General features: G+C 46.2%; 20 protein-coding genes. 9 read left to right on the top strand and 11 right to left on the bottom strand.

From position 1 onward, the window contains the following. The first annotated feature begins 58 nt into the window (after window positions 1–58). The 3 genes from AC3EMD_RS10705 to AC3EMD_RS10715 all read left to right on the top strand — a co-directional run bounded on the left by AC3EMD_RS10705 (window position 59) and on the right by AC3EMD_RS10715 (window position 2363). Window positions 59–826, top strand: a complete 768-nt coding sequence (locus AC3EMD_RS10705; protein WP_008804504.1) for a basic amino acid ABC transporter substrate-binding protein — start codon at window positions 59–61, stop codon at window positions 824–826. A gap of 63 nt (window positions 827–889) precedes the next feature. Then, a complete protein-coding gene (locus AC3EMD_RS10710; protein ID WP_008804505.1) occupies window positions 890–1654 on the top strand; it encodes an amino acid ABC transporter permease in 765 nt (254 codons plus the stop codon). Then, the gene (locus AC3EMD_RS10715; RefSeq protein ID WP_012967953.1) at window positions 1641–2363 is read left to right on the top strand and encodes an amino acid ABC transporter ATP-binding protein; all 723 of its coding nucleotides are present in this window, start codon (window positions 1641–1643) and stop codon (window positions 2361–2363) included. Before AC3EMD_RS10710 ends, AC3EMD_RS10715 begins: the two co-directional genes overlap by 14 nt. Window positions 2364–2612: 249 nt before the next feature. Here the strand turns inward: AC3EMD_RS10715 and AC3EMD_RS10720 are convergent, their stop codons facing one another. From AC3EMD_RS10720 to AC3EMD_RS10730, 3 genes are all read right to left on the bottom strand, one after another. Continuing rightward, a complete protein-coding gene (locus AC3EMD_RS10720; protein ID WP_123836844.1) occupies window positions 2613–2858 on the bottom strand; it encodes a hypothetical protein in 246 nt (81 codons plus the stop codon). A gap of 17 nt (window positions 2859–2875) precedes the next feature. Continuing rightward, window positions 2876–3238, bottom strand: coding sequence for a hypothetical protein (locus AC3EMD_RS10725; protein WP_032735853.1), 363 nt, complete (start codon window positions 3236–3238; stop codon window positions 2876–2878). Between the two features lie 114 nt (window positions 3239–3352). Further along, window positions 3353–4327 (bottom strand): amidohydrolase family protein, encoded by a 975-nt coding sequence (locus AC3EMD_RS10730; RefSeq protein WP_023322813.1) that lies wholly within the window; start codon window positions 4325–4327, stop codon window positions 3353–3355. A gap of 148 nt (window positions 4328–4475) precedes the next feature. Here AC3EMD_RS10730 and AC3EMD_RS10735 point away from each other — a divergent pair, with 148 nt between their 5' ends. After that, complete coding sequence (locus AC3EMD_RS10735; protein ID WP_052524828.1) at window positions 4476–5432, top strand: LysR family transcriptional regulator; 957 nt, start codon at window positions 4476–4478, stop codon at window positions 5430–5432. Here AC3EMD_RS10735 and AC3EMD_RS10740 read toward each other — a convergent pair. Beyond that, window positions 5329–6561: an anaerobic sulfatase maturase gene (locus AC3EMD_RS10740; protein ID WP_302074073.1), complete on the bottom strand. Its 1233-nt coding sequence runs from the start codon at window positions 6559–6561 to the stop codon at window positions 5329–5331. The two genes, AC3EMD_RS10735 and AC3EMD_RS10740, sit on opposite strands and share 104 nt — an antisense overlap. Window positions 6562–6583: 22 nt before the next feature. Continuing rightward, window positions 6584–8497, bottom strand: a complete 1914-nt coding sequence (locus AC3EMD_RS10745; protein ID WP_086070306.1) for a sulfatase-like hydrolase/transferase — start codon at window positions 8495–8497, stop codon at window positions 6584–6586. A gap of 1067 nt (window positions 8498–9564) precedes the next feature. Between AC3EMD_RS10745 and AC3EMD_RS10750 the strand changes: the two genes are divergently transcribed. From AC3EMD_RS10750 to AC3EMD_RS10770, 5 genes are all read left to right on the top strand, one after another. Further along, window positions 9565–11283, top strand: a complete 1719-nt coding sequence (locus tag AC3EMD_RS10750; RefSeq protein WP_023322809.1) for an ABC transporter permease — start codon at window positions 9565–9567, stop codon at window positions 11281–11283. A gap of 29 nt (window positions 11284–11312) precedes the next feature. After that, a complete protein-coding gene (locus tag AC3EMD_RS10755; protein WP_023340323.1) occupies window positions 11313–12095 on the top strand; it encodes an ABC transporter ATP-binding protein in 783 nt (260 codons plus the stop codon). Between the two features lie 217 nt (window positions 12096–12312). Continuing rightward, on the top strand, window positions 12313–13194 hold the full coding sequence (hchA, locus tag AC3EMD_RS10760; RefSeq protein ID WP_302074074.1) for a glyoxalase III HchA: 882 nt from the start codon (window positions 12313–12315) through the stop codon (window positions 13192–13194). Between the two features lie 472 nt (window positions 13195–13666). After that, window positions 13667–13891, top strand: coding sequence for a LuxR C-terminal-related transcriptional regulator (locus AC3EMD_RS10765; protein ID WP_223168512.1), 225 nt, complete (start codon window positions 13667–13669; stop codon window positions 13889–13891). A 597-nt stretch (window positions 13892–14488) separates the two neighbouring features. Then, window positions 14489–14842 carry a hypothetical protein gene (locus AC3EMD_RS10770; protein WP_023322806.1) on the top strand — a complete coding sequence of 118 codons (354 nt, stop codon included), beginning with the start codon at window positions 14489–14491 and terminating at the stop codon, window positions 14840–14842. Between the two features lie 48 nt (window positions 14843–14890). Here AC3EMD_RS10770 and AC3EMD_RS10775 read toward each other — a convergent pair whose 3' ends face one another. The 6 genes from AC3EMD_RS10775 to AC3EMD_RS10800 all read right to left on the bottom strand — a co-directional run bounded on the left by AC3EMD_RS10775 (window position 14891) and on the right by AC3EMD_RS10800 (window position 20139). Further along, window positions 14891–15286 (bottom strand): VOC family protein, encoded by a 396-nt coding sequence (locus AC3EMD_RS10775; RefSeq protein WP_023322805.1) that lies wholly within the window; start codon window positions 15284–15286, stop codon window positions 14891–14893. Window positions 15287–15348: 62 nt separating this feature from the next. Then, window positions 15349–16473, bottom strand: coding sequence for a porin OmpC (gene ompC / locus AC3EMD_RS10780; RefSeq protein ID WP_023322804.1), 1125 nt, complete (start codon window positions 16471–16473; stop codon window positions 15349–15351). Between the two features lie 362 nt (window positions 16474–16835). Next, on the bottom strand, window positions 16836–17591 hold the full coding sequence (locus AC3EMD_RS10785; protein WP_302074075.1) for an ABC transporter ATP-binding protein: 756 nt from the start codon (window positions 17589–17591) through the stop codon (window positions 16836–16838). Continuing rightward, a complete protein-coding gene (locus tag AC3EMD_RS10790) occupies window positions 17575–18585 on the bottom strand; it encodes a FecCD family ABC transporter permease (RefSeq protein WP_023340318.1) in 1011 nt (336 codons plus the stop codon). The genes AC3EMD_RS10785 and AC3EMD_RS10790 overlap by 17 nt, the downstream gene beginning before the upstream one ends. Window positions 18586–18626: 41 nt before the next feature. Beyond that, complete coding sequence (locus AC3EMD_RS10795) at window positions 18627–19703, bottom strand: ABC transporter substrate-binding protein (RefSeq protein WP_023322801.1); 1077 nt, start codon at window positions 19701–19703, stop codon at window positions 18627–18629. Window positions 19704–19734: 31 nt separating this feature from the next. Then, window positions 19735–20139 carry a hypothetical protein gene (locus AC3EMD_RS10800; RefSeq protein ID WP_032736176.1) on the bottom strand — a complete coding sequence of 135 codons (405 nt, stop codon included), beginning with the start codon at window positions 20137–20139 and terminating at the stop codon, window positions 19735–19737. Window positions 20140–20147 lie beyond the last annotated feature (8 nt).

Consider the following 20147-nt stretch of genomic DNA (forward strand, 5'->3'; position numbering starts at 1 on the left):
CATATAAAAGTCAGTGTGTGTATTTTTATGCAAAATAAATGCATAAAAAGGAAATCTCATGGTCAAGAATTTGCTCAAGGCGTGTTTCATGATGGCCGCGCTGACGGCAGCCGGACAGGCGGCTGCGGAAACCTATACCGTCGGTTCCGGCGGCACCTACCGGCCGTTTGAATTTGAAAACAGCCAGAAACAGCTGGAAGGTTTCGACATCGACATCATCAAAGCCATCGCTAAAGCCGAAGGCTTTGACGTCAAGCTGGTCAATACCCCATGGGAAGGCATCTTCGCCACGCTGAACACCGGCGACCGCGACATCATCATCTCCGGGATCACCATCACCGATAAACGCAAACAGATGGTCGATTTCTCCGCGCCGTACTTCCCGGCCGAGCAGTCTATCGTCGTCGCCCAGGACTCGCAGGTGGATTCGCTGGCGGCCCTGAAAAACGAGAAGGTCGGGGTGGTGAACTCCAGCACCGGCGATATCGTGGTTTCTGAGGTGCTGGGCAAAAACAGCACCGCGATCAAGCGTTTCGACAATACCCCGCTGATGCTTCAGGAGCTGTTTGAGGACGGCGTCAGCGCCGCGGTTGGCGACGTCGGGGTGGTGAAGTACTACATCAAACAGCACCCGGAGAAGCAGTTCAAGCTGGTGCCGGATGCCAAATTTGAGCGTCAGTATTTCGGTATTGCGGTGGCGAAAGGCAACAGCGAACTGCTGGGCAAGATCAACGCCGGGCTGCAAAAGATTGTTGCTGACGGGACTTACGCCAAAATCTATAAAACCTGGTTCGACGACAACGTGCCGACGCTGCCAGCGCAATAATCCACCATTTTCAGTGACCACGGCTATCGCCCAGGCGATAGCCGTATTTTTTAGGGAAGGACTATGACGGGATTCCGTTGGGAGATCATCGAGGAGTACGGCCCGCTGTTTGTGGACGGCGCCCTGATGACGATTAAATGTACCATTATCTGCGTGATCCTCGGGACGCTGTGGGGGTTAACTCTCGGTCTCGGGCGGATGGCGAAGGCCGAGCACGGGCCATGGAAATATATTCTCCGCTACCTGGTGCAGTTTCCGGTGCGTTTTTACGTTAGCGCCTTCCGCGGTACGCCGCTGTTTGTGCAGATTATGGTGGTGCACTTTGCGCTGGTGCCGCTGTTTATCAACCCGCGCGACGGCCTGCTGGTAACCGGCGGCCTGATGAGCGCTGACTTTGCCCGCGAGCTGCGCGCCAGCTACGGGGCGTTCCTCTCCTGCATCGTGGCGATCACCCTTAACGCCGGAGCCTATGTGTCGGAGATTTTCCGCGCCGGCATCCAGTCGATCGACAAAGGGCAGATGGAGGCCTCCCGCGCGCTGGGCATGCCGTGGTGGAAAACCATGCGCAAGGTGATCCTGCCGCAGGCGTTTCGCCGCATTCTGCCGCCTCTGGGCAACAACGCCATCGCCATTGTCAAAGACTCGTCGCTGGCTTCGGCGATTGGCCTGGCCGATCTGGCCTACGCCGCGCGCACCGTCTCCGGCGCCTACGCCACCTACTGGGAACCCTACCTGACCATCTCCCTGGTCTACTGGGTGATCACCTTCCTGCTGGCGCAGCTGGTTAACCGTCTGGAAAAGAGGTTTGGCAAAAGTGATTCACATTAATAACTTACATAAGCGCTTCGGCGACAGCCACGTGCTGCGCGGCATTAGCTGCGATATTAAACCGCAGGAAGTGGTGTGCATCATCGGCCCGTCCGGCTCGGGAAAAAGTACCTTCCTGCGCTGCATGAACGCCCTGGAAACGGTCAGCGAAGGCGAGGTGGTGGTTAACGGCTTTGCCGCCCACGACCGGACCACCGACCTCAACAAGATGCGCGAAAGCGTCGGCATGGTGTTCCAGCGCTTTAACCTGTTCCCGCATATGACGGTGCTGGAAAACCTGATTATGGCGCCGATGAATCTGCGCAATATGCCGCGCCAGCAGGCGGTCGACCTGGCGGACGCCTTGCTGGCGAAGGTGGGCTTAAGCGATAAGCGCGACGCCTGGCCCTCGAGCCTGTCCGGCGGCCAGCAGCAGCGGGTAGCCATCGCCCGTGCGCTGGCGATGAAGCCGTCGATTATGCTGTTCGATGAGCCCACTTCGGCGCTGGATCCGGAGCTGGTGGGCGACGTGCTGGAGGTGATGAAAAACCTCGCCAGCGAGGGGATGACCATGGTGATCGTGACTCACGAAATGGGCTTTGCCCGCGAAGTAGCCGACAGAGTGATCTTCATCGACCAGGGCGTGATTCAGGAAGAGGGCAAGCCGGGGCAGATCTTTAGCGCGCCGAGCAACCCACGCACCGCCGCGTTCCTCAGCAAGGTGCTGTAAACCGAGCGGGCTGGCGCCAGGCCAGCCCGCTGAGATACGCAAAACACGACCAATAGTGAGATACAAGGGAAGACGTTGGTTGAGGCAGAAACTAGCAAAACGGCCATCAATTTCCGCCCTCTGCTGGCTGAGCGTAACGGCACAGGTATCACACATGGAAAATACGATATGCCGCCGACGACTCACCCAATTACTATGAAGACGTTACAGTAAGAGCACCGCCGGTTAGCCGTCCGGACGATGATCGCTTTATTCCTTCTCTGCTTCAGAGGGATAGTTACAACCCGGAACTGGGCTGGCGTGACAGTTTCCCAGCGGTGTTGTCTGTAACGGCTCATGTTGTTCTGAGTAGACATATTGCTGGATCTGTTGCTCCGAACGTACTGGCTGTTCAGTAGAAAAAGGCAGCTCTGGTGATGTGCTCTGAAAGGCCATGACCTGAGTGGCGTAGAGACAAAGTGCGGAGAGCAGGATAGAGTGGATGAGTAGTTTCATAATTAATTCGATTGCCGTTACCTTTTGCATGCCGCAAGTATTGCTTCAATGTCATCAAAACGGTTTACGCTGTGTGGCAGGTAATAAAAATCAACTGCTGTTACATCGTTTCCCCTCGCACTGATCTCAACTTCAGCAATATTCTTTTGCTGAATTCCCTGGAGCAACAATTTATCGGTATTGTCGGGAAGAATCCCGCTGTGGACTAAATGCAACTGATGCACTTTCGCAGCCTTACCCAAACACTGTTCGACCTCCAGGCGCGGGCGTTCAATCAACGTCGTCCTCAGTTCCGGATGAATGTCAATTTGATCCAGATCGCCACAGCCCAATAATAACCCGGGAAGTAAAAATACTCCGGTCAGTCGAATCATTGACATCGTTCATCCTTTAAACCTAAGTCGCGTGAATCTCATGGTATGACATATTAATTCAATAAATTGTTAACAGACGCACTTAAAATGAGGTCTGACGCAGACCTCATAGGCTTTTAATTAGTGAGGAAGATTAAATAAATTCAGCGCATTGTGACGAGATATTTTCAATTTATCATTTTCACTGAGCGGTAGCGTATCAAACCAGTCTGATGCCCATTGCATCTCTTCAAAGGGAAAATCCGTAGAGAACATTATGCGTTCAATGCCAAGTTCCTGAAGAGCAACTTGCAGAGCGGAGCTGCGGAAATTTCCAGAGGTGGTTACGTGAAAATTATGGCTAAAGTAGTGCTGGAAAGAATGGCTGCACGGATACCCTCGTGGCTCATTCTCAACCCGATGATCAATTCGCCAGATAAGGGCAGGTAAACCTTCGCCAAGGTGACCCAGAACGAGCTGGAGATCGGGATGACGGTCAAACAATCCTGAACCCATCAGGCGCAACGCATGAGTGGCTGTTTCAACGCCAAACGCCCAGGCAGACCCCAGTAGCCAGGGATGCCCCTGGTAGACCTGCGCTCGGGACGGGAGCGGATTACGTGGGTGGAGATAAAAAGGGCGCTGGAAGGCGGCAAACACCTCCCAGAACGCATCATAACGACCATCGTCGAGATAAAGAGCGGTATCCTCACTTTCATGTTGAGAAAAACCGTTGACCAGTGCACCTACGAACCCCAAATCCACAAAACATCGGGTCATTTCTTCCGTAGCAGCATCCGGGTCTTGCATTGGCAAAGCGGCGAATCCACGAAAGCGATCGCGATGTTTTTCGATCTGTTCCGCCAGCGCATCATTGGCTCTATGCGCGACCTCTATAGCACGAACAGGATCGTGGATGCGCTGAATAGCAGGTGCATTTAATGACACTATTGCCAACTCAATACCCGCGTTATCCATTTGACGTAGACGTTGCTCGCCGACCGCCTGAATATGATATTTAATTTCATGCCATTTCTCTGGATAGATAGAGTCATAGGAGTCTTCTAAAGTATCCTCAGTAGCGAAATGTTCCTCTAATGCAATTTTATTTTTCATATTGAAATACTCTTCCGTATATTTATACTGATATTAAACGAGCTTCAAAGTATGTTTTAAAAAAGTCCGCTATTGAAATATCATTATGGTCTTCAGAATATCAGCTTGATATAGAGTTGTATCATTTTCTTACAACCAGGAGGGCTCGATGGATCTAAGGCGTTTAAAGTATTTTGTCACCGTGGTGGAATTAGGCTCATTTTCCAGAGCCGCCGCTCATCTTTGTATATCGCAACCACCATTAAGCCAGCGGATCCAGGAGCTGGAGAATGAAATGGGTGGGGAACTCATCGACAGGCGTTCCCGGCCATTAAAGACAACCGTAGCGGGGGCGCTTATTTATCAGCAAGCAAAAGAGATTTTGCAGCGCACAGAACAGATGCAAGGCTACGCGCAGCGCATGTTTCATCCGGAAGTCAACGTAATCAAAATTGGTTTTGTCTCAGCCAATTTTCACGCCCATTTAGCGTCCGTTGTCAGACGTTTCATACAGTTGTGTCCTGAAGTAGAAGTTCAGGTAGTAGAGATGAACAGTATACAGCAGGTGGAAGCGCTACGTGCTGGGCATATTGATATTGGTATAGGCCGAATCAATGTGGTTGCTGATGATATAGAACAAATCACGCTGTATCAGGAACAGCTTATCGCCGTATTACCACAAACACATCCCCTGGCCAAACGCGGTTGCGCTGTTTCACTGGCCACGTTTAACGGGGGACGATTCATCATTTATACCAACCAAAAAAGACCGAGCCTTGCCGATGAGTTACTGGCACGACTGGTTTCACTCGATGTGAAACCTCAGCGAGTCATTGAGGTAGAGCAGTACGACTCGGCGCTACTGCTCATTGCCTCTGGTTACGGAATGACCGTGGCACCGGCTTCAGCCCGTTTGATTTCAATGCCCGGGATAGCCTATATACCGTTGATAGAAACGCTCACCATTCCAATGGTGATGTTCCACCGCAAGGAAACTCGCTCTCGACTATTGCAGCAATTCTTTACCGCGCTCGACGAAGTGAGAATCGATGCTGCTTGCGCAAATACTGTATCAGAGCCGCAGGGGGACAGCCTCGAGCCAGCAACGCAGCCCACAGGTTCATAACGGGCTGAATATGCTTGAAAAAATGCTGATAACCCGCGCACAGATAATTATGTCCTGCCGTGCCTGATGACGACCGGCTAAAGCGATGTTTTGGACAGCCCCCCTGACAGGCAAAGCGAAACTGACAGACTTTGCAGTCATCGGTGAGGGTTAACTTTTTGGCCAGACCAAACGCCATGGCGGCTTCACTGTTATTGATTGCATCAATACTATCATGATGGATATTACCAAGAAGATGTTGCGGATAGACATAGTGATCGCAATTGTACAGATCGCCATTCGCCTCTAATGCAAAAGCATGTCCACAGGTCTCCGCATGAACGCATAGTACGGCTGGTTGTCGAGTCCAGGCCGCAATGGCGACATCAAACATTTGCACCGCAATCTGGCCAATATCCCGGCGGATCCAGATGTCAAATACCTGACTCAGAAACTCGCCGTACTGCTTCGAAGGTACTGACCATGGGGCCAGACGCGCTTTCCGTTCGTCGGGTGTTACCAATTTGAGTCGTGGGTTTGCTTCTGTACTCACTCGTTCAACCAGCGGAATGAATTGCATGTAGCGTGAACCACTATGCCTAAGAAACTCATAGACCTCACCGGCGTAGGCGACATTATGGTGTCCCACTACCGTCAGCGTATTGAAATCGACCTGGAAGCGATGCAGCAGCGATAATGCTTTCATCACAAATCGATGGCTACCTTTCCCCGAATGACTGATGCGGTAACGATCGTGGAGAGTTTCGGGCCCATCAACAGAGAGCCCAACCATAAAACGGTGCTGTGCGAGAAAGGTTGCCCACTCTTCGTTAAGCAGTATCCCGTTGGTCTGCAACGTGTGCGTTATCTTCACCCCTTGACCATAGCGCTGACAGAGTTCGACAACCCGCTTAAAAAAGGGAAGCCCTAAGAGCAAGGGCTCACCGCCTTGCCAGGAGAACGTCACCGGATGGGAGTGTTGTGCCGCGATGTGCTGCTTAACATACTCCTCCAGAGTCTCTTCTGACATTTTCCAGTGCTGCTTACGCTGTGGATATAACGACTGCTTTTCATGATAGAAGCAATATTTACAATCGATGTTGCATTTCGCACCACCGGGTTTAGCCATAACATGACATTGACGATACATGATGTTTTCATCTCAATTAAAATTAATCTCTTATTAAACGACGAACTCTTTCAGGATCGAGATCCCAGCGGATACCATGAAGGGGAGGGATCCAGCTTCCGTCGTCTTTTCCTGTGATTTCGTTTGAGAACAATGCATTCAATTTTTCGTTCATGCTCAAAATTAGGGATACGTTTTGGTGATTATTTGCCAGATTGTTCATTTCATGGGGATCCGTCTTCAAGTCATATAACTCAATATCATTAAGGCTAAAAAGTGCATCCGGGGTCTGAGGCGTATGGTGCTGCTGTAATGAAAAATAGCGTGTAAACTTATATCGTCCATCGAAGATCATCCGGACGCCACCTCTTTTTCTGAGGTCAGGGGACAGTACAGAAAAACGTTGTTGCTTTTCTTCTTTACTTAACGTTTCATTTCTAATGATTTTAAACATATTGCCAATATAGGTCGCATCAGAAAATAACAGCATGTCGTAGCAATATAAAATGCCTTTTCTTATAGCATCAATGGGAGATGATTCTGGATTAAATAAAAGTGTACTAAAGTCATATCCTTTACGGTTTTTCAGTGTAAGGCTTTTGGCTTTGTTTGCTTTGCCCGTCAAGCCAACCAGGGTGGGAGCGATATCTACATGGGAAGTGAGCGATGAACATTTTCTGCCACCAGGAAATGCAGGGTGACTGATTATCATTGGCACATGAACTTGCTCTTTATAGGTACAAGTACCTTTGCCGTTCATCTGGTGAGCGCCACATAACTCACCATGATCGGCGGTATAAACAATGATAGTATTTTTCGTTAAATTTAACGCATCTAGTTCATCGAGGATCCTGACCAAATGAGTATCGTTATCCCGAATGCAGTTAAAATAGTAATCCTGGAGAATTCGCCAGCGCCGATCCTGATCGGCAATATTTCCAACCATTAAACCATTACATAGTTGATACTCAAGATGCGCTGGTGGTCTGCCATGCTCACTGAACGCCTGGTGTCTGGAGGGGGCGAGCGGAACCTCGGGCCATGAGTCCAGATAAATCGTATTTTGTGGTGCTTTATTTGGTGTTGAAGAGTTACTGTTGAGAATCAGAGCGCCGTGCCATTGGTTTTTATCGGTGTCACTGTCTGTATCTATGTACATCGTGTCGTGAGGGTTAACCAGGTTGACTGCCAGAAACCACGGCTTATTATTAGATTGCATTTCACTACCTTTATCTCTCAACCAGTTTATCGCTTCTGCAGCAGTGAGTTCATCGTATAAATAACCGCCATGGCTATGCCCAATAATGTCACCAATTCCGGTATAGTCGTGAAAACCATATCCTTCCATAATTTCATGTAGTTTGATCCTGGGTATCATGCCGAGATCAGTACTTCCATCAGTGTTTTTGGTTACTGGATCTTCCATTAAAGTACTTAGGTGCCATTTCCCTTTATAGGCAGGATAATAGCCCATGTCACTCATGATATTACCAATGGTGCCTAATTCAGGGTCAAGGCTATCCGGCATCCACGGGAAACCAGGATTATCGAACATTTTGGTTTCTGGCATATGTAAACCGGTATATAACACCGAGCGCGATGGCGTACAAACACTACTGCAAATATGATGGTTAGTGAATGTGGTGCCTGATGCCATTAAGCGCTCACGTCCAGGTACGGGGAACGGATATGGATCAAAATAACGCTCCTGATCTGATGTGATAAGTAGAATATTGTAGCCTTCGGGGATTTGATCAGGCAGCTTTCCACTAAAATGATAACGATAATTTTTGGATAATACCTCCTCTTGTTGGTGGGTGAGATTATCAGCTACGGGGGAGGGCGCTAAATTCTTTGCTAATGTTTCTGGTGCGGTGACTAAGGTTGCGGCCGTAATGGCGCCAGATCCTAACAAGAAGTTCCGGCGTGAAATCTTTATTTTATCCGTCATGTTAATTTCCTCTTTAAAATACCTTGATGGATAAAAGTATGTTAGTTTCCGCGGGCAATAAAGCCTGATTATGTAAGATATTGTGCGATTATTTTCAACTTTACCTAACTTTTCTATCTCCTCGATATTCGATGAAATCATGTGTCATTACGTTTATCCCTGTAATTAAATTTAGCCGACAACCATTATTCAGTGACAATGGAAATATATATATCAAAATGAACATGTCGTATTATTTGGATACATGGATTATTATTTTGTCATAGCTAAACAGTTCATAACCAGAAGTGATTCTTTTATTTACGAATGAGGATGCATAGTTATAATAGGACATCTTTAAAACAGGAGTCGGACATTGAGCAGTTACTCTACAATCAATAACAAGGCAAACTAGCGAAAAATTGCTGGCGCTGCTTGCCGGTCCCGATGGGAAGCAATCTTACCTGGAACATGAGATTGCGCTATAACATTAGCATTGATGTAGTGCGGTGTGCTTATCAATAATATCCAGATACCGCTTAATTAATCCAGTATCTTCATGAGGAGACATGATATGACACACAACATTTCTGATGAGCCTCCATCGAGAGGGCTAGCTACAGGCTGACTATCTGCATTGAAATTAGGTGGATGCAATGGAGGTAGTCATTACAGTTGCCTTAAAACTGTCGAGAATGACCTTTCATTTTATGCACTTAGATGAGGTGTAGCATGTTGCTCACAACCAAACGTTATATGTTTTTAATTGATGTTGATAGCACTATTCCTTTTTCAGCGTTGGCGAATGTCTGCCAACCACCGCGGAATTCATCACCTTTCTTCATTCATAAAACCTTCCCGGGCAGGAAAAGTCTCGTTAGTCGTTTCTTGCATAAATTAGCACAAAAAAGACAGCGTGCTGTTATAGATTATATAAATACGCTGCTGCCTTAATTCATAATACGCCACAGAGGATCGGATAAAACGGGGTACCTCTGTGGCTGTTTGGAGTTTTAAATTCCATCTTAAATTATTCATTTGCGTCCAGTGAATGGTATTTTCTGCGCGTGAATTGATGAGCGGAGACTCTTATTATGTATTCATTGACAGAACACAGAAGTAAGACAACTTCATGGCTTAATGATGTAGTCGTCTGTTTCATTTTTATGGCAAGTATTGCTTCATTTATCTACGGTTGGCAGGGGATGCATAGCGTATTCAATGGGCGTGATTTACCTGTGATTAGCCTGGATTATCATGTTCTTCCTTATTATACGCTGCGCACCACTATGCGCCTGGTTATCGGGCTTTTTTACTCAATGCTATTTTCAATTGTCTTCGCGGTTCTGGCAGCAAAATATGCACCGATGAGAAGAGTTATTTTGCCCTTTGTCAACTTTATGGAGTCTGTACCGTTAGTAGGATTCCTGACTTTCACTACCGCCTTTTTCCTGGGACTTTACCCACATAGTGTTATGGGGCTTGAGGGTTTAGCGATATTTGCCGTGTTTACCGCGCAAGCCTGGAATATGATGTTGACGCTGTACCAGACGCTAAGAGTGGTGCCTAACGAACTGGTAGAAGCGGCGGATGCATTCCGCTATAACCCATGGCAGAAATTCTGGCGGCTGGGGTTTATCTACTCATTTCCCGGGTTACTGTGGAATACGATGGTATCGCAGTCTGCGGCTTGGTTTGCATTGATTGCTTCCGAGATGCTGACAGTAGGTAATGGGAGTACAAATTTACCTGGCGTTGGTTCTTATATCGGTATTGCGCTTCAGGATGGTAGTGTTCCTGGTGTTATTCGCGGGGTATTGGCGCTTATCGTTAATATCGTCATCTTTGACCAATTACTCTTTCGCCCGTTAGTCCGCTACGCTCATCAGTTTAAATATGAGGATGTGAGTGACAGAAAAGTACCCAGTTCATGGTTCTATCACTGTCTGAGTCATTCAATGATTGGACATGGGCTGGAGCACGTTTGTAAACAGTTCTCCCGGTTCTGGTTGTTTGTATTACCAAAAATCTGGTATGGATTACGGCTTCATCGCGTGTTTGCTATTCTGGGCCAAATGAACTGGCTGTGGTCAAGCTTGTGGTATCTGGCAATCGTAGTTGGCTGCATTTACTACGGTCATCAGCTGTGGTTGTTTATTCCTAAGGAGTATCTGACTTCACTTCCGGGCTGGATGGGGTTAACTGCGGGGCGGGTCATTGCCGCCATGGTACTTAGCGTCATTATCTTTACGCCGCTTGGTGTCTGGATTGGTCTACGGCCCGGTCTGGTTCGTTTTTTCCAGCCAATTATTCAGGTTTTCGCTGCGGTTCCTGCCAACGTCTTTTATCCGTTGATTGCTTTTATGATTGTGGCGTGGCACCAGAATTTGGGGAGCTGGACCATCCCAATGATCATGCTCGGTACACAATGGTATGTTCTGTTTAACGTCATCGCTGGCACATCAATGATCCCCAGCCAGATGGTTGAGGCGAGTAAAATTTTTCATCTTCGCGGATGGCTGTGGTGGACTAAATTCACGCTTCCGGCCGTCTTCCCTTATATCGTCACAGGCGTTATTTCGGCAGCCGGGGGGGCATGGAATACTGCGATTGCTGCTGAGGTATTAAACTGGGGAAAAATTACCCTACAAACGTATGGTCTGGGCGCCTTTATCTCTATCGCCAGCGATGCCGGGCAAAATCCGCAGGAAGCATTAGGATGTCTGGCGATGTGCTTGATGGTGCTGCTGTGCATTATTTTCGTCTGGCAACCCCTGTATCGCTATGCAGAAAATCGTTTCAAATTCGATTAACAATTAAAAGTTCGCTATCAGGACATAATATGAAAAATTCAAACTTGGTATTGGAAGTTAAGAATGTCTCCAAATTTTATAAAAAAGACCGGAAGCAAAAAATCACGGTGTTGGAGCATATCAATCTTGAGGTCAAAGAGAATGAGATTGTTGCATTACTCGGGCGTTCCGGCTCAGGTAAATCGACGTTGTTGAGAATGGCTGCCGGTCTGGTCGAACCTGATTTGGGCACGATTGTGTGCTGCGATTTGCCTGTCAACGGTCCCGGCAAAAATACCAGCATGGTCTTTCAGTCATTTGCGTTATTCCCTTGGTTAAATGTTTTTGACAGTGTGGCATTTGGCCTTCAGGCGCAGGGGCTTTCGTCTGATGAAGTGGATAAAAGAACAATGGATATGCTGGATTTGATTGGCCTGACTGGCTATGAAAAAGCCTACCCGCGTGAGCTTTCAGGAGGGATGCGCCAGCGCGTCGGGTTTGCTCGTGCACTGGCAGTTGAGCCGGATCTTTTACTCATGGATGAACCATTCTCTGCGTTGGATATTTTCACTGGCAATAAGCTTCGCCAGGATCTGATTGAATTATGGGAAGAGCGGGTCATTAATACACGCTCGATGCTGCTGGTGACACACAGCGTTGAAGAAGCCGTGATGCTTTCGGACCGGGTATGTCTACTGGGGGGACTTCCCAGTACAATCACAGATACTTTTGACATTGATATCAAACGCAATCAGAGAACCAAGGAAAGTATTTCATCGCTGGTTGAGAAGATAAGCACCACGCTCAATGAGCGGATCGCCGCATGCGCATAATTTAGGGAGAGCGGATACGGCTCATGGATGAGCTAAGCACGACAAGCAGTATTGATATCTATTTCCATAGGTAACAATACTAAGTGTAATGTTAAACAATGAGTTAATGGTTGCCTTAAATAGCATTTCGCCGTATACCTGAGGGAAATCCCTTATTTACATGTAATCTGATCATTCTATAGTGACAAGGCTATATCATTAATCTCAGGAGAATATCATGACTGCAACTACCTCCAATGACAAACATCCGACAGCGGACCCGGCTGAATATGATGCTTTTTTCCCTTCACCGTACTCACTAAGCCAGTTTACATCAGCTCGATCAAATCTTAGCGACGCCAATTATCCTTCACCTTACACAGGGGGACGTTGGAAGATCCTGATGTTATGTACCGACGAGCGCTATTTGCAAATGGATAACGGGAGTTTCTTCTCCACGGGAAACCATCCGGTAGAAACGCTGTTGCCCATGTATCATCTCGATAAAGCAGGCTTTAGTTTCGATATTGCCACTCTATCCGGTAACCCGGTAAAGTTCGAGTATTGGGCCATGCCAACTGAGGATATTGAAGTTACGGGGCTGTTTTCTAAATACCATCAGCACTTTAAATCACCGCTGAAACTCGCAGATGTCCTCAGCACTGAACTGGGGGACAATTCGGATTATCTTGGCATATTTATTCCCGGTGGCCATGGCGCACTTATCGGACTTCCTGCTAGTATCGAAGTGAAAAATCTTCTCGAGTGGGCCATCGCCCGCGATAAATTCATCATTTCGCTTTGTCATGGCCCAGCTGCATTTCTCTCTGTTGAACGTAGCGATCTGTTTGCTGGGTATAAGATTTGCGCTTTCCCGGATACACTGGATGCGCAGACACCTGAGATTGGGTATATGCCAGGCCACCTGACCTGGAAATTTGGCGAGCAGCTAAAAAGCATAGGTTTTGAGATAGTTAACACGGATATCAGCGGTGCTACATGTCAGGATAGGAAAATGCTGACCGGCGATAGCCCGCTGGCCGGTAACGCGTTAGGTCAACTTGCCGCGAAAGCTTTATTAAGCGAAGTCAGTAAAGAACTACGACATGCTGGAAAATAATGCAGTTCGTACGGCAATCACTATCGAAAATAGCAACAGCCTGCTGGAGATACAGGTTGCCGTATGCCAATTTGCGACATGATTAGGCTAGAGCCGCGATGTTTTTTATTCTGCTTCTGCATATCACGTGGCCATGATTGACAGAATTTTCTGGGTCGAAGGGGACTGGTTTAACAACGGTGGAACCGTCGATGAACAGACATATATGCGCCGTTGCCCGATGACCCAACATGTATTAGAAACTGATGAGCATTTTACTGGAGCAAGTTTTCAGAACAAACAGGCGAGTTGTATCGAGTTGTGCGTAAACCACAGGAAAGTGGCGTCCACGGTTTACAAACCCCGGTGATTGGCCTGCACGGGGCTGGAGGGGGCGGTAAGCTTTGGCGGTGAGAAGGTCGACAGCTCCTCAGAGGAGCAACCAGGGATCCCACTGGTTGCTGTTACGGTTTTCTATCGTTTGCGCAGAATGATGGGACTTGTTCGTGGGCACAATGGCGGAACGCTTTCGAGACATGAGCATGAGGTACTTGCATGGACTGCAACCGGTCGGAGACAGGCTGACATCGCAGCGATGCTGAGAATTTCCCGCCGTACGGTCGAAAACCATCTTCGATCAGCCCGGCAGCGATTAGGTCTTGCGGCGACTGCAGAAGCTATCAGAATGGCGATCACAAACGGAGACATCGAAGGGTAAAGGGGCTTGGGTGAAGAAGAGGTAGTGAAAATAGCCGCGACGAAGCCAGGTTTTAATCAAAAGCGATAGTGAATAGCAGTGGCTGTCAGACTCAACATAATAATGACCTTTTAACAGGGTAAACTGTTCAGACCTCTCATCTGCAGAGGTGATAAAATGGTAATGATTATTGTTATCATCTCTTTACGGTGTTACTATCGTAAAAACGAGAATGGAAAGAACGGGTTTTACGTAATAAATTGCTTAATAGACAAGGATTTTCGGTGTTGATAGTTTTAAGAAATGGATTTTTGGTTATTCCGCTGTTTGTGTTGACAGCTTGCAATTCTGGTAATGTCCGGACCTGTTGCTACGAAACCATGAGAAAGCGCAATGGTGTTTATCCATATAATAGTTTGGCATCCTCCTATGGTCTCAACAAAATCTGTCATATGAGTAAAGAGCAGAAAAAAGAATACTTAAGACAGCAATGTATACAACGACTTCAGGAAAGAGGACGCACAGGCAATAGTACTGATAGCGTCGCTCGCTTCGGTTGGTAAATAACAATATTAATCCTGTGTGATTATTCTATCGTCTTCTGGTAGGCAAGCGGATATGCATAATACTACAAAATATACACTCACTATTTTCATCCCCTTTATTTTGGTTGCTATTGCAGTTAACGCAATGGCCGAACTTCCTGCCGGTCGCTATGGTTATAGCGGCCCGGAGCCAGCGAGTACAGTATCTTCATCTGCTGCTGAATACAAAGAGAAGCAGCTTAAGTGGCATGATGAAAAGGCCAACTATCCTGAGTTCACGCAAAAGAAATCGATGTTCGGCGGGGGTTATCAGGAAGAAACCTATACGACGAAAAGTGGGAAAATAAGTATTAGCGGTACCACGAAGTTCAACCCCTACACCGGTGAGAAAGAAGAAGAGTCGGTCAGCCTTGGCTACGACTGGTAGAAGTTTGGATCAGGCATGGAGAATATCCATGCCTGGGAATGACTACTGTCAGGTTTTTTGCAGTAAGTCCCAACGAGTACCGTATAGATCTTCAAAGACCACTACGGTACCATATTCTTCTTCTCTCGGCTCTTCACTGAAATGTACGCCAGCAGCCTTCATTGAGTTGTAATCCCGCCAAAAATCATCGGTTTGTAGAAACAGAAAAACACGCCCACCACACTGATTGCCAATAAAGGCCTGCTGCGTTTCATTAGATGCTTTTGATAATAACAAATGACAATCGCTTTCTGGGTTTGGTGAAATGACAACCCAGCGCTTGCCCGGTTGAGGTGTATCCTCTATAAGCATGAACCCAAGTTTTTCTGTGTAATACTCGATAGCCTCATCGTAGTCATCAACCACAATAGAGACATATGCAAGACATTTTTTCTGCGTTCTCATTTTTTATCCTTTTTCGAACCCCTATAATAACCTATAAGAGGTTGAACTGGGTGATAAGAGTGTCAAAACTGGTATGCTAATCCGACGGCAACAATGTTATCTGTTGATATTCCGGCGCGTTGTGTAAAGTCGTTGTCCTTAAGAAGGTTTATTTTATAGTCAACATAAGTCGAGATATTTTTATTGATGTTATATGTCGTACCAACATCTATATACTTCAATAAATCCTGATCCCCGAAACCTTCAATATCTTTCCCTTTAGATTGTAAGTACGCGATGGAGGGTTGCAGGCCCGAGTCAAACTGATACTGAGCAACCATTTCCAGGTTCTGCGCTTTGTTAGCAAAACCGCTAATGGAATCCTGTCCGCCATTCCCCCTCAGCTGAGTGGCATTATAGGTTTGCGTGAACTGTGTAGCAAGATAGACTCTGTTCGCATTGTACTTCAGCCCGCCCGTATAAGTTTCAGCGTCATCGCCGCGTCCAACAGCTAGCTTGTTCTGAGCATCAGTACGTCTGGAATGAGAGTAGGCGACACCTGCGCTAAAACCATCTCCGATATCATAGGTGACGGAAGTACCGAATCCGTTACCGTTCTGACTGAGTGCGCCCCGACCATTATTGGTAGCATCTTCGCCGCTAGTGCTACCATTTTTTCCCTGATATTGCAGAGCAAAATTAAGACCATCGATCAGCCCAAAGAAATCACTATTCCGGTATGTAGCTAGTCCATTCGCACGGGATTGCATGAAATTATCGGAATCATAGGTTCCGTTACTACCGTCACTGCCGAACTCGGGAAGGACGTCAGTCCAGGAGGTTATATCGTAGACCACGCCAATATTCCGTCCATAGTCAAACGATCCGGCGTCACCAAAGTTCAGGCCGGCGAAAGCCAGACGAGTCCATGATTGATTGCTGGCACTCTCGGTGTTGTTTGCCTGAATGTTGTATTCCCACTGGCCGTAACCCGTGATTTGATTATTGATCTGCGTTTCGCCCTTAAAGCCACTACGAACGTATGATTGATCGCCATCAGCATTTTTATCTTTAGAGACGTAGTGTAAGCCGGCAATTTTACCGTAAATATCTAATTTATTTCCGTCTTTGTTATAGATTTCCGCTGCATTTACAGCACCCGGTATTAACATAACCGGCATCAGATAAAAAAGAATTTTATGTTTCATAATTTAACCTCAATGTTATTGTTTGTGGCATATTATCAAGAGATAATAAAGTGGTGGTTAAATAATTTATTAGATAACCTCGGCTAATGAATCGGGCCGGTCGTTAGAACGCCAGGTAGTGTAATAAATTTAAATTCCATGGCTCCTTGAAATAATTACGCAAGTTAATAATATTATTGGTTACTATTGTTTATTACAAAGGCGATCTTTTTGAAGCCAATTTAAAACTACCCTTGATTGAAATGGTTTCAGTTGCGTTTGAATTTGTGTGGATGTAAAAATATAAAACATAGTTAAACAACATTCCTGAAAATGATAACGAGGTAATAGAACGGTTATTCTTAATGTTCACTATCTGTCATTTATAATGCAATCACAAATGACTCCTCTTGCACACCTCTACGCTCAAAATAGCACCGTTTTACGGGGACATTGAAATATTCACCAAGACGCTCCTCCTGGAGAACCACCTCTTTATTACCAAAAAAATACTCCTTTCTCTTCATCAACAAACATTTGTCCGCAATACTGTTTGCATGATTTATAAAATGCGTGTTAAGAATGATAGTGACATTCTTCTCTCGCGATAGTTGTTGCAATAACTTAATAATACGTGCCTGGTTATTGAAATCCAGATTGGATTCAGGCTCATCAAGTACCACGATGTCTGGTTCAGAAACCAGTGCTCTGGCGATATAGCACATTTGCAGTTCACCGCCGCTAATCTGGTTAATGTTTTTAGACTCAAGATATGAAACACCAAGATCGGCCAAAATCTGTGCAGATTGTTCAAGGTCCTTGCTTCCGGGAGAGGGTAATATACCACCGCATAACGGACGTCCAAATGAAACAAAATCAAGTACACTATAGGAAAATTGAATGTGCCTTGCCTGCGGTACATGGGCCAGACGGGCCTTTCTACCGTCTATTCCTCCGATATGGCATGTGCCGCTTAAGGGTTGGTACAGTCCCGTTATCGTTTTAAGCAACGTGGTTTTTCCCACACCGTTCGGGCCCAGAATGCACAGTATTTCCCCCTCCGGCAAAGAGAAACTGATGTTTTCAAATGTAGGGCTACGTCCTTTGAATGCAAACGTGAGATTATTTACTTCGATCATAGCGATTACTCATAATGAAGAGTACGGCAAATAGAGGAGCACCAATTAGCGCAGTCAGAATGCCAATTGGGATTTCTGCGTAGGTCACTGTTCTGGCCAGGTTGTCGATGACCAGTAAAAACAGAGCTCCACATAATGCAGATGCAGGGATAAGCTTTCCATGGTTATAGCCGACAAGCGTCCGGACCAGATGCGGGATCACCAGACCGACCCAGCCAACCACACCGGCAATCGTGACGGATGCGGCGACCAGAATTGAGGCGGTGATTAACAATGTGGCCTTTAGCGATTGCGGTTTCATTCCGGCAATTCTGGCATCGTCATCGCCGAGTGATAAAACATTCATTTTCCATCTGAGCCTGTAGATTATCAGGTAGCAAATCACAAACAGAGGTATTAATTCATATACCTGCCCTTTAACCAACGAAGCAAAACTCCCCATTAACCAGAATACGATGGCTGGTAATTGATCCTGTGGATCGGCCACGTATTTAATAATTGAAACAAAAGACATGAATACAGAAGCAACAATAATACCTGATAGAATAGTGGTTAGTTCGCTGTGATTTTTTTTGAGATGGCAAAGGCCCATAACGCAAAACAGGCTAACAACGCCAAACATGAACGAAGAAAACGCGCTTAACTGCAAGGGGAGGCCGAGCAAAATTCCTAAAGCAGCACCGAACGCCGCCGCCGAAGATGTGCCAAGTACATCCGGACTCGCCAGCGCATTGCGTAGTACAGCCTGATAGGTACATCCCGCTACCGATAGCCCGGCTCCAACCATCATGACAGCAATTATTCTTGGCAACCGGAGATTGGAAATAACAGCAAGTCCGGTACTCAGACCGTACTTGCCATCATAGTGTACTAATTCTCTTAGCATATCACTAAAAGATAACGTATAGCGTCCGATGAAAAGTGAAGAAATTGATATAATAATGAGTAATACCAACAACACTGTCATTACCAATAAGTATTTTTTGTTCTGCATGCATCGTCATCCCGAAATATTTGTTTTATTGAACACAACATTTAATGTTGGCTGAGCTCATCATCAAGTAATGCATCAGGGATCGCATAGTTAAACATCTTTTTATAATGCAAACGTGTAAATTCCTTCATTTTCTCGTCACTAATGTAATTGGGGTTGAATTTATTAATCATATATAAAGGTAATAAAGCAGTTTCGGCTGTCAACCCGCCCCAGTTGTGTATCCCCACCGGTGTGGAAAAGATCATTTTATTCTTGAACGCCTTCACATTACGCCAGTCCTGACCGGGATTTTTATTGTCAAGAATGTCTTTAGCGCTACCAAATACAACGAAGATAATATCAGGATTCCATTCAATGATTTGCTCCATCGAAACAGCGATATATCTCCCGGCATCACCTTTCACAACCAGGTTACTGGCAACATTGTCCATTCCTGCCATTTTGAGATAAGTATCACCATAGGTTTTTGGCCCACTTACCTTAAGTTGCTTGCCATCACTTTGTTCAAGATAAAGTGCACGAATATGCTGCCCTTTAATCTTATTTACATAAGGCTGCGCTATAGCGAGCGTTGCCTTCCAGGCATCGGCAAATTTGTGGCTTGGCGGAAGCCCCAAAGTCTGATTATACATATTCTCCCAGTAGACCTGTGTTTCAACAGGTTCGAATTTTGTATCACCACCTTCATCAAGATTAACTGTAGGGACACCAGCTCGCTCAAGATTATCATCCTGACTTTTACCATAATAATAAATGATATCTGGCTTCAGATTCAGTAAAGATTCCATATTAACCACATAGTCTTTATTAATAAAGTTTGTTGTGATACGAGCGATATCCGGCTTCATATCTTTAAGGATTTTCATATTAGAGTGCAAAAATGCCCATGGACCTACGCCCACAACATGCTTATAAGCCAGGTTATTTGCCATGATGACGCCAAAAGGACAGTTACCGGTAATGACAATACGGTTAAATTTCAACGCAGGTGCCTTCGCGACGTTCTCTGCACGTGTTCCTGTTTGATCCTGCAATGTACTCTTAGCATAACCCGCTACAGGGAAAATAAGCATGATGGATAAAAATGATACAAATAGAACTCTATTGTTTCCCATATTTAATGCCTCGGTAGATTAAAATTTCCGTTTATGAGGTTAGAGCGGCCGCAGTACCTATACCAATGATGGTGACACCGGCTAAAAATAAAACTACCGTTGTCGCTGCTACTCCACCCCCGACTAATGCAGCAGTTTTACCTGTTGAAATTTCCTTCCGTTCCAGAAATGCTAATTCTGAAAAAGGGAGAACTTTTCCGTTAACGCCCGTTATGCGGGTTGGTTCAATTTTCGCTACGGTCAGTTCGCCATGCTCTCCGTTCAGTAAACCATATTTAAGCTGATCGCCGACATATATCGCAGGGTGAACTTCATAGTAATTTGTTTCCGGCGCAATGCTTTTCTTTTGTAGACTGACTGGATTATAGGTTGAACAGCCAGAGAGTACCGAAAAAATCATGAGTAACAACACTGTCATAATTGATTTGATTTTCAAAGGGAACC

This window comes from Klebsiella sp. PK18 (genome assembly GCF_057784655.1).